Genomic DNA, 10,654 nt, shown 5'->3' with positions numbered 1-10,654 from the left:
GGGAGCAGAGCGCCTTGACGTCGGGGGGCCGGACGAGGTCGCGCGCGTTGTTGGTCTGACCGTCCTTCGGGAGCGGGGCGATCGCGAACGTCTCCCACACGTGCCGGGTCCGGCAGTCCGCGCGGCTGACGGTGATGAGCCCGGAGACGTCGGTGATGCCGCTCCAGCACTCGGGGCTGACGACGCACCGGCCGCCCACCCCGTCGACCTCCGACGCGGGACAGTTCTCGGTCGTGGTCGCGACCCCGCCGAAACCGGAGGCGGCCCTTGCTGATCGCCGTGTTCGCGGCCGTGGCCGTCTCCGTGAGCGTGTCGGTCACCGTGGTGGTCAACCAGGGGAGCGGAGGGGGCGACGGACGGGACCGGGGCTCGGGCTCGACCGGGGCCCCCTCGACGCCCGCCATCGACGCGGACAAGGCCGCCTCCGGTTTCGGCGGGGTCGCGACCACGACCGAGAACTGTCCCGCGTCGGAGGTCGACGGGGTGGGCGGCCGGTGCGTCGTCAGCCCCGAGTGCTGGAGCGGCATCACCGACGTCTCCGGGCTCATCACCGTCAGCCGCGCGGACTGCCGGACCCGGCACGTGTGGGAGACGTTCGCGATCGCCCCGCTCCCGAAGGACGGTCAGACCAACAACGCGCGCGACCTCGTCCGGCACCCCGACGTCAAGGCGCTCTGCTCCCAGAAGGTCAGGGCCGCGTCCATGGTCCCGAACGGCCGGGACGTCGCGGACGAATGGAACGTCGACATCCTCCCGCCGACGGCCCCGGAGTGGGACAAGGGGCTGCGCGTCTTCCGCTGCGTGGCCGCGGCCGTCTCGCAGGACGGGCAGAAGACGGGAAGCCAGTTCGCCCTGCCGGGGTGACCACCCGCGTGGGGCACATGAGGCAGCCACGCGCACCGCATACGAAACCGGCCATCCGTCCGGCGTTCGATGGCACTGTGGGACAGGGATCGACCGCTTCCTTCATCGAGGATTCGATCCATTCCTCCGTATCAGTCCGAAAAATACTGGCACTCAGTGACACGACTCTCATGGCACGTGGGCTACATTGCCGCGACCATGGTGTTCCTCATCGCAGGCCGAAGGGATCAGGGATGCTCCGCAAGGTACTGGTCGCCAACCGTGGCGAGATCGCGATCCGCGCGTTCCGCGCCGGGTACGAAGTGGGCGCGCGGACGGTCGCCGTCTTCCCCCACGAGGACCGCAACTCGCTGCACCGGCTCAAGGCCGACGAGGCCTACGAGATCGGTGAGCCGGGCCATCCCGTACGGGCGTATCTCTCCGTCGACGAGATCATGCGCGCGGCCCGCCAGGCCGGCGCCGACGCCGTCTACCCGGGGTACGGCTTCCTGTCCGAGAACCCCGAACTCGCGCGGGCCTGCGAGGAGGCGGGCATCACGTTCGTCGGACCGAGCGCCCACATCCTGGAGCTGACGGGCAACAAGGCCCGCGCCGTCGCCGCCGCCCGCGCGGCCGGCGTACCGGTGCTCGGGTCCTCCGAGCCCTCCACCGACGTGGACGAACTGGTGCGCGCCGCCGACGAGATCGGCTTCCCGGTGTTCGTGAAGGCGGTCGCCGGCGGCGGCGGGCGCGGGATGCGCCGTGTCGAGGAACCCGCGGCGCTGCGCGAGGCCATCGAGGCGGCGTCCCGCGAGGCCGCGTCCGCGTTCGGCGATCCCACCGTCTTCCTGGAGAAGGCCGTCGTCGAGCCCCGCCACATCGAGGTGCAGATCCTCGCCGACGGCCAGGGCAACGTCATCCACCTGTTCGAGCGTGACTGTTCGGTGCAGCGCCGCCACCAGAAGGTCATCGAGCTGGCGCCCGCCCCGAACCTCGACCCGGAACTGCGGGACCGGATCTGCGCCGACGCCGTACGGTTCGCCCGCGAGATCGGCTACCGCAACGCGGGCACCGTGGAGTTCCTCCTCGACCGCGACGGCAACCACGTCTTCATCGAGATGAACCCCCGTATCCAGGTCGAGCACACGGTGACCGAGGAGGTCACCGACGTCGACCTAGTGCAGTCGCAGCTGCGCATCGCCGCCGGCGCGACCCTCGCCGACCTCGGCCTCTCCCAGGAGACGGTGACCCTGCGCGGCGCCGCCCTCCAGTGCCGTATCACCACCGAGGACCCGGCGAACGGCTTCCGCCCGGACACGGGCCGTATCAGCGCCTACCGCTCGCCCGGCGGCTCCGGCATCCGCCTCGACGGCGGTACGACCCACGCCGGTACCGAGATCAGCGCGCACTTCGACTCGATGCTGGTCAAGCTCACCTGCCGCGGCCGGGACTTCACCACCGCCGTCAACCGGGCCCGACGCGCCGTCGCCGAGTTCCGTATCCGCGGTGTCGCCACGAACATCCCGTTCCTCCAGGCCGTCCTCGACGACCCGGACTTCCAGGCGGGCCGCGTCACCACGTCGTTCATCGAGCAGCGCCCGCATCTGCTGACCTCACGCCACTCCGCCGACCGGGGCACGAAGCTCCTCACCTACCTGGCCGACGTGACGGTCAACAAGCCGCACGGCGAGCGGCCCGCGCTCATCGACCCGGCAGGCAAGATCCCCGCCGTGCCCGCCGCGCAGCCGCCCGCAGGCTCGAAGCAGAAGCTCGTCGAGCTGGGCCCGGAGGGCTTCGCGAGCTGGCTGCGGCAGTCGCCGACCATCGGCGTCACCGACACCACGTTCCGCGACGCCCACCAGTCGCTGCTCGCGACCCGCGTCCGCACCAAGGACATGCTCGCCGTCGCGCCCGCCGTGGCGCGGACCCTGCCGCAGCTGCTCTCCCTGGAGTGCTGGGGCGGCGCCACCTACGACGTCGCCCTCAGGTTCCTCGCCGAGGACCCCTGGGAGCGGCTGGCCGCCTTCCGCGAGGCCGTGCCGAACATCTGCCTCCAGATGCTGCTGCGCGGCCGCAACACCGTCGGCTACACCCCGTACCCGACGGAGGTGACCGACGCCTTCGTGGACGAGGCCGCCCGCACCGGCATCGACATCTTCCGCATCTTCGACGCCCTCAACGACGTGAGCCAGATGCGGCCCGCCATCGACGCCGTACGGGCCACCGGGACGGCCGTCGCCGAGGTCGCCCTCTGCTACACCTCCGATCTGTCCGACCCGGCGGAGAAGCTCTACACCCTCGACTACTACCTGCGGCTCGCCGAGCAGATCGTCGAGGCCGGCGCCCATGTCCTCGCCGTCAAGGACATGGCGGGCCTGCTGCGCGCCCCGGCCGCCACCAGGCTGGTGTCCGCGCTGCGCCGCGAGTTCGACCTGCCGGTCCACATCCACACCCATGACACCGCGGGCGGACAGCTCGCCACCTACCTCGCCGCGATCCAGGCCGGCGCCGACGCCGTCGACGGAGCCGTGGCGTCCATGGCCGGGACGACTTCGCAGCCCTCCCTGTCGGCGATCGTCGCCGCCACCGACCACTCCGACCGGCCCACCGGCCTCGACCTCAGGGCCGTCGGCGACCTGGAGCCCTACTGGGAGAGCGTCCGCAAGATCTACGCCCCGTTCGAGGCGGGCCTCGCCTCACCGACCGGCCGCGTCTACGACCACGAGATCCCCGGCGGTCAGCTCTCCAACCTGCGCACCCAGGCCGTGGCCCTCGGCCTCGGCGACCGCTTCGAGGACATCGAGGCGATGTACACCGCCGCCGACCGCATCCTCGGCCACCTGGTGAAGGTCACCCCCTCGTCGAAGGTGGTCGGCGACCTCGCCCTGCACCTGGTCGGCGCCGGGGTGGCACCGGCCGACTTCGAGGCCACCCCCGACCGGTTCGACATCCCCGACTCCGTCATCGGCTTCCTTCGCGGTGAACTCGGCACCCCGCCCGGCGGCTGGCCCGAGCCGTTCCGCACCAAGGCCCTCCAGGGCCGCGGCGAGGCCAAGCCCGTGCAGGAGCTGACCGGCGAGGACCGCGAGGGCCTGGACAAGGACCGGCGCGCCACCCTCAACCGGCTGCTGTTCCCCGCCCCGACCCGCGAGTTCGAGACCCACCGGCAGACGTACGGCGACACCAGCGTCCTCGACAGCAAGGACTTCTTCTACGGGCTCGGTCCCGGCAAGGAGTACGCCGTCGACCTGGAACCCGGTGTGCGGCTCCTGATCGGCCTGGAGGCCGTGGGCGAGGCCGACGAGCGCGGTATGCGCACCGTGATGGCCACCCTCAACGGCCAGCTGCGGCCCATCCAGGTCCGTGACACCGCCGCCTCCTCCGACATCCCCGCCACCGAGAAGGCCGACCGCTCCGACCCCGGCCATGTCGCCGCCCCGTTCGCGGGCGTGGTGACCCTCGCGGTCGCCGAGGGCGACGAGGTCGAGTCCGGCGCCACCGTCGCCACCATCGAGGCCATGAAGATGGAGGCCGCGATCACCGCCCCGAAGGCCGGACGGGTCTCCCGGCTCGCCATCAACCGGATCCAGCAGGTGGAGGGCGGAGACCTCCTCGTCGAGATCCGCTGAGCGGGAACGGCGACGCCCGCGCCCGCCCGTCCGAAACCTGTACCGGCGGGTCCTCGCGATCCGCGACCGGGCTCCGCCGCCGCTGTGAGGGCGACGAACTCACCGATCCCGGTCTGTTCGTCGCCCCGGATCAGTGGGGGTGGCACGTTCCCGCGGTGCGGCGGTGGCCATGAGGGAGACGGTGAACGGGTGGCGCGGCGCCGTCAGGACCTGGTGGGCGGGGCCCTGTTCGACGATCTGCCCGCCGTCCAGGACGGCGACGTGATGGGCGACGGCCGCCGTGTCCAGGTCGTGGGTGATCAGGACCAGCGAGAGGTCGCCGTCGCCGTCGAGCAGCCCGGTGAGGACGTCGAGGATGCCCCGCCGGGTGACGGTGTCGAGCCCGGAGGTGATCTCGTCGCAGAGGAGGACGCGGGGGCGGGCCAGGAGGGCACGGGCCAGGGCGGCGCGCTGGAGCTCACCGCCGGACAGCTGGGCCGGGCGGCGGCGCACCAGCTCCGCCGGCAGACCGAGGCGCGCCAGCGTGGTGACTGCCTCGGCCTCCGCCGCGCCGGTGCCGGAGCCGCGCAGCCGGACCGCCGTCCGCGCGACCTGGGACAGCACCGGGCGGTGCTCGTCGAAGGCGGCGCGCGCGTCCTGGAACACGTACTGCACGGCCGCCAGGTGCTCCCGGCGCCGGTCCCGGAGGCTGCGCGGCAGGGGAGCGCCGTCGAGGAGGACCTCGCCGTCGTGGTCGCGGTGCAGCCCCGCCAGACAGCGGGCGAGGGTGGTCTTGCCGCTGCCCGAGCGGCCCACCACGGCCAGGCACTGCCCGGCGTACAGGGCGAGTTCGGGCGCCCGCACGGCCACGGTCGCACCCCGCCGGGACCCGTCCCGGTGGCGGGCGGTGAGGTTCCGTACGCGCAGCACGGGCACCGCCGCGCCCTCGGGGCCGTAGGGCTCCGCCCCGGCGTCGGGGCCGTCGGGCCCCGTCGTGTCCGACAACGAGGGCCTGGACCGGAGCAGTTCGCGGGTCCACTCGTGCCGGGGCGCGAGCCACACCCGCCGCGCCGGGCCCCACTCCACGATCCGGCCGTCCCGCATGACGTGGATCTCGTCGGCGAGCGCGCGGACGACGTCCAGGTCGTGGCTGAGCAGCACCACCGCGAAGCCGCGGGCCGCGACCGCCGCCAGCTGGTCGACCACACGGCTCTTGGTCAGTGCGTCCTGCCCGGTCGTGGGCTCGTCGGCCACGACGACCCGGGCGCCGAGCAGCAGGGCCTGCGCGAGGACGACCCGCTGTTGCTGGCCACCGGACAGCTGATGCGGATACCGCCGCAACAGCTCCTCCCCGTCCGGTAGTTGCGCGTCCGCGAGGGCCCGCAGGACCCGCTCGCGGGCCGCCGCCCGGCGTGCCGGACGGGGCAGATCCCGCACCTGGGCGCGGGCGATGTCGGTCAGCAGCGCCGAGACCCGGCTGGCGGGGTTGAGGACGGCCGCAGGGTGCTGCGGTACGTATCCCACCGGCCCGCCGGCCGCCACATGGACGCGGCCGGTGACCCGCGCACCCGCCGGGAACTCGCCCAGCAGGGCCAGCCCGGTGGTGGTCTTGCCGCTGCCCGAGGCGCCCACCAGCGCGGTCACCCGGCCGGGCAGCGCCCGCAGACCCACCCCGTCGACGATGACCCGTCCGCCGGCCTCGACCCGCAGGTCCTCGATCTCGGCCAAGGGCTCCCCTGCGGCCCGGCCGCCCTCGTCGTCGTACCGCTTCACGGCCGTCGTTCCTTCCGTCCCCGGCGCGCACCGGGCGTCCTCGGTGCGGGTTTCTCCAGTGCGGCGTCGAACAGCAGGTTGGTGCCGGTGGTGAGGGCGACGATCAGCAGCGCGGGCACGACCACCGCCCACGGCTGCACGAACAGCCCCGTGCGGTTCCGGTCGACCATCACGGCCCAGTCCGCGGCGTCGGGCTCCACGCCCACCCCGAGGAACGCGGCCGTGGCGACCAGGTACAGCACCCCGGTGAGGCGGGTCCCGGCGTCGGCGCCCAGGGTGCGCAGGATGCCGCGGCCGACACAGCCGAACGCGGTGCGCCACCAGCTCTCGCCCTGCAACCGCAGCGCCTCCACGACCGGCCGGGCGGCGGCCTCGGTGGCGGCGGCGCGGACCAGGCGTGCCGCGTCCGGCACATTGACCAGCGCCACCAGCAGGGCGAGCCCGACGCCCCCCGGTGTGAACACCGACGCGACCAGCAGGATCAGCAGCAGCGACGGCACGGCGATCAGCACGTCCAGGGGCCGCATCAGCAGCTCCTCCAGCCACCGCCGATGCGTCAGGGCGGCGGCCAGACCGACCGGCAGCGCGACGAGATAGGCGAGCACACCGGCGCCGAGCGCGGTCAGTACGACGGGCCGCCCGCCGTGCAGCACCTGCCGCCACACATCCCGGCCCACGAAGTCCGTCCCCAGCCAGTGCCCCCCGCCGAGCGTGAACGACACCGCGCGCGGGCCCGGTTCACCCGCGAACACCGGGCCCAGCAGGGCGAGAAGGAGGGGCACGGCGATGATCGCGACGCCGAGCGCGAAGCGGCCCCGACGCCGCCCGGCACCGGAACGGCCCGTACGCCGCCCCGCGGTGGCGCTGGTGGTGGGGGAGGCGGTGGTCACGCGACCACTCCCGCGCGCGGGGCCAGCCGGTGCGCGACCACGTCGGCGCCCAGGTTGAGGACGACCGTCAGCACGCCGAACACCACGGCGAGGCCCTGCACCACGGGCACATCGCGTTCGGCGACGGCGTTGAGGAGGACGGTGCCGAGTCCGGGGATCACGAAGAGGGCCTCCACGACGATGACACCGCACAGCAACCAGTCGACGGTGCGGGCGAGTTGCTGGGCGGCGGGGGCGAGCGCGTTCGGCAGGGCGTGGGCGTAGCGGACCCGGGCACCCGGCACGCCGTACCGGCGGGCGTGGGCCGCGTACGGGGAGGCGAGGGCGTCGACCATGCCGGCGCGCACCAGACGGACCAAGGAGCACACCGGCCGGGAGAGCAGTACGAGCACGGGCAGCACGAGCGCGGCCGGATGGGCGAGGAGATCGGTGCCGTAGCCGACGGCGGTCGGCGGCAGCCAGCCCAGCCGCAGCGCGAACACCGTCACCAGCAGCACCCCGAGGGCGAACTCGGGCACCGCGTACACGGCGAGCGTCAGCCCGCTGACGAGACGGTCGACGGGTCCGCCCTCGTGCCGCGCGGCCAGCACGCCGAGGCCGAAGCCGATCGGCACGAGCAGCGCCACGGTGAGCGCGGCCAGCAGCAGCGTCGGGCCGAAGCCGTCGGCGATGTACCGGCTCACCGGGCGGCCGGACGCCAGGGAGGTCCCGAAGTCCCCGTGCGCCAGTCCGGCCGCCCAGTCCCCGAGCCGTTCCAGCACGGGCCGGTCCAGGTGCAGAGCCTCCCGGAGGGCGGCGACGCGATCCGGGTCGGGCTGGTCCCCGGCCAGGGCGACCGCCGCGTCGCCCGGCAGCGACTCGGTGAGCGCGAAGACCAGCAGCACCACGGCCACGGTCTGCGCGGCGCCGAGGAGCAGCCGCCGGGCGACGAAGGAGCGCAGCCCGCTTCCGCTCACGCGAGCCACACCTTGTCGAAGCGCGCCCAGTCGAGCGTGTTGGCGGGGGCCCCGGTCTCCACTCCCTTCACGTTCTTGGCGGTGCCGAGGATCCAGTCGGCGAACCCCCAGATGAGGAAGCCGCCCTCCGCGTACAGGCGGCGTTGCATCCGCCCGTAGACGGCGGCCCGCTCGGTCCGGTCACGGGTGGACTGGGCCTGCCGGTACAGCGCGTCGAAGTCCTTGTGCCGCCACCGGGTGGCGTTGGTGGTGGAGCCGGTCAGCAGCCGCTGCGAGATGTGCGCCTCGATGGGCATGGCGCCGGAGCGGTAGCAGGCGAGGGTGCCGGAGTCGAGGATGTCGCTCCAGTACGAGTCCTTGCTGCCCATCCTCACCTCGACGGTGACGCCCGCCTTCGCGGCCTGGTCGCGGAAGATGCCGGCCGCCTCGGTGAACCCGGCGGCGACGGCCGAGGTGTCCAGCCGGACCTTCAGCTTCTCGGCGCCGGCCTGCTTCAGCAGGGACTTGGCGCGGTCCAGGTCCTGTTCGCGCTGCGGCAGGTCGGCCGCGTAGTACTCGTAGCCCTTGCCGAACAGGTCGTTGCCCACGACGCCGGCTCCCGACAGTGCGCCGTCGACGAGTTCCTTCCGGTCGGCGATCAGGAAGAACGCCTCACGGACCCGCCTGTCGTCGAAGGGCGGCCGGTCGGTCTTCATGCAGAACCCCTGCATGGCGCTGTTACGGAGCCGGACGATCTCGATCTGCCCCTTGTCCTCGTGGGCGCGCGCGGTGGTGGGGTTCAGCTCGTGGGCGTACTCGACCTGGCCGCCGAGGAGCGCGTTGACCCGGGCGGACTCCTCGTTGGCGACGACGAACTCCAGCTCGTCGAGGTGCGGGGCGCCCTCCCAGTACGCGTCGTGGCGGCGTAGGACGGCCGAGCGGCCGGGGGTGAAGGACACGAAGCGGAAGGGGCCGGAGCCGATAGGATTCCTGTCGAAGTCGCCGGCCTTCCGGCCCGCGTTCTCGGGCACGATGTACGCGCCGAACGCGGCCAGCACATTGGGGAACTCGGCGGTCGGCCGCTTCAGCACGAACTCGATGCCCCGCTCGCCGGTGGCGCGGCTCGCTTCGAGGTCGATGGGCTCCAGGGAAGCCTTGGCGCGGTATGCCTTCTCCGGGTCGGCGATACGGCGGTAGCTGTAGAGCACGTCCTTCGCGGTCACCGGCCTGCCGTCGTGGAACGTGGCCTGGCGCAGGGTGACCTGCCAGCGGTCCATCGTCCTGTTCGCCTCCCACTTGGTGGCCAGGCGCGGCTGCGCGGACAGGTCGGCGCCGTAGTCGGCGAGTTTGTCGAACAGCGCCTTGGCGCGGGCGACGTCCGCGAACAGGTTCGCCAGGTGCGGGTCCAGGGTCTCGCTGGCGCCGCCGCCCGCGAACGCGGCACGCAGCCGTCCGCCGCGCTTCGGCGTACCGCCGTCGCCGCCGTCCGCTCCGGAGTCGGTACCGCCCCCGCCGCACGCCGTCAGGGCGAGCGCGCCGAGTGTGACGGCACCGGTGGCGGCGAGGAGGCCGCGGCGGCGCAGGCCGGGGAAACGTTCGTCGTGCATGGAGGTTCCTTGGGGTGTGGTGGTGGATGGGAGAGGGGGAGGCGCGCGACGAAGGTCGGTGGGGGCAGGTGCGTCGTGCGGGTGGTCTTCAGCGGGGATGTGGGTGGTCTTCAGTGAGGATGTGGGTGGTGCTCAGCGGGGAGCGGTGAGCCGTGCGACGAGGTGCAGCCGGTCGGCGTCCGTCGTACTGCGGGGCAACTGGCCCTCCCGCCATACCGGTTCGGTGCGGGGGCCCGGCCCGTCGTGCAGTTCGAGCACCTCGAATCCGTGGGCGGCCAGGACATGGCGCAGCTCCAGGGGGAACAACAACCGCCAGGCGGAGCGCTGTTCGAGGGGCGGCGCTCCGTCGTCGGAGGTCCACACGCGGACCCGGCGCAGGAGCTGGGCGGTGCGGTCCACGGTGAGGGTGGTGGTGGACCGGTAGGCGGTGCCCCGCCAGGTGAAGCCGTCGACGGTCGGGGTGTCGAGCAGATCGGTGCGGCCCAGGAGATGGGCGCCGTTGCGCATCTCCGCGACCAGCAGCCCGCCGGGGGCGAGCGCGTGGCGGCAGGAGGCGAGGAAGCCGTCGAGCTGGTCGCCGGTGTGGCAGTACAGCAGGGAGCTGTCCAGACACACGACGGCGTCGAAGGCGGCCCGCCCCAGGTCGAAACCGTGCAGGTCGGCCCGGACGTACGCCGGTCCCCGATGGTGGACGCGGGCGTGGGCCAGCATCGCCCCCGAGAGGTCGGCGCCGGTCACGGTACGGCCGGCGCGGTGCAGATGGGCGGCGTCGCGGCCCGTGCCGCAGCCCATGTCCAGTACTCGCGCGCCCGCGCCGTGGCGGCGCAGACAGTCCTCCGCCCAGCGCCCGGCGAGCCGCTCGGGGTCGGGGAAACGGGCCTCGTACAGCTCGGGGTTGTCGGTGAGGAGGTTCCGGGTCGCCGCCCGATCGACGGTCTGGCGCTCCTGCGACGCGCTCACGCGCTGCTCCGTGCGTCGGCCGGGGCGGGAGCTGTCTC

Annotated in this window: 6 protein-coding genes and 2 pseudogenes; 2 read left to right on the top strand and 6 right to left on the bottom strand. The window is 73.3% G+C overall.

Translation table 11 applies throughout. The annotated features are described in order from the left end of the window. Positions 1-199 (bottom strand): annotated as a pseudogene (locus AOK15_RS22460) (serine/threonine-protein kinase); the annotation flags it as partial. 68 nt (positions 200-267) lie between these two features. Between AOK15_RS22460 and AOK15_RS22455 the strand changes: the two are divergent. Continuing rightward, positions 268-864 carry a hypothetical protein gene (locus AOK15_RS22455; protein WP_240508549.1) on the top strand — a complete coding sequence of 199 codons (597 nt, stop codon included), beginning with the start codon at positions 268-270 and terminating at the stop codon, positions 862-864. A gap of 233 nt (positions 865-1,097) precedes the next feature. Then, on the top strand, positions 1,098-4,472 hold the full coding sequence (locus tag AOK15_RS22450) for a pyruvate carboxylase (protein WP_055519698.1): 3,375 nt from the start codon (positions 1,098-1,100) through the stop codon (positions 4,470-4,472). A 99-nt stretch (positions 4,473-4,571) separates the two neighbouring features. On the opposite strand, the gene AOK15_RS22445 is transcribed toward AOK15_RS22450, so the two are convergent. From AOK15_RS22445 to AOK15_RS22425, 5 genes and pseudogenes are all read right to left on the bottom strand, one after another. After that, positions 4,572-6,404: an ABC transporter ATP-binding protein gene (locus AOK15_RS22445; RefSeq protein WP_420876945.1), complete on the bottom strand. Its 1,833-nt coding sequence runs from the start codon at positions 6,402-6,404 to the stop codon at positions 4,572-4,574. Further along, a pseudogene (locus AOK15_RS48845) lies at positions 6,350-6,751 on the bottom strand (ABC transporter permease subunit); the annotation flags it as partial. The pseudogene AOK15_RS48845 and the gene AOK15_RS22445, both read right to left, overlap by 55 nt. 359 nt (positions 6,752-7,110) lie before the next feature. Next, complete coding sequence (locus AOK15_RS22435) at positions 7,111-8,070, bottom strand: ABC transporter permease (RefSeq protein ID WP_055519693.1); 960 nt, start codon at positions 8,068-8,070, stop codon at positions 7,111-7,113. Next, the gene (locus AOK15_RS22430) at positions 8,067-9,656 is read right to left on the bottom strand and encodes an ABC transporter substrate-binding protein (RefSeq protein WP_055519691.1); all 1,590 of its coding nucleotides are present in this window, start codon (positions 9,654-9,656) and stop codon (positions 8,067-8,069) included. Before AOK15_RS22430 ends, AOK15_RS22435 begins: the two co-directional genes overlap by 4 nt. Positions 9,657-9,788: 132 nt before the next feature. Continuing rightward, complete coding sequence (locus AOK15_RS22425; RefSeq protein WP_055519700.1) at positions 9,789-10,616, bottom strand: class I SAM-dependent DNA methyltransferase; 828 nt, start codon at positions 10,614-10,616, stop codon at positions 9,789-9,791. Positions 10,617-10,654: the final 38 nt, after the last annotated feature.

Origin of the sequence: Streptomyces ossamyceticus (assembly GCF_001418475.1) — a bacterium.
GTDB classification, from domain to species: Bacteria; Actinomycetota; Actinomycetes; order Streptomycetales; family Streptomycetaceae; genus Streptomyces; species Streptomyces ossamyceticus.
Note: the sequence above shows the minus strand (reverse complement) of the source record. Positions and strands in the feature narration are given on the sequence as shown.

Coding starts and splice junctions, on each gene's coding strand:
- AOK15_RS22450 (WP_055519698.1), top strand. CDS start 1,098: ATGCTCCGCAAGGTACTGGTCGCCAACCGTGGCGAGATCGCGATCCGC.
- AOK15_RS22430 (WP_055519691.1), bottom strand. CDS start 9,656: ATGCACGACGAACGTTTCCCCGGCCTGCGCCGCCGCGGCCTCCTCGCC.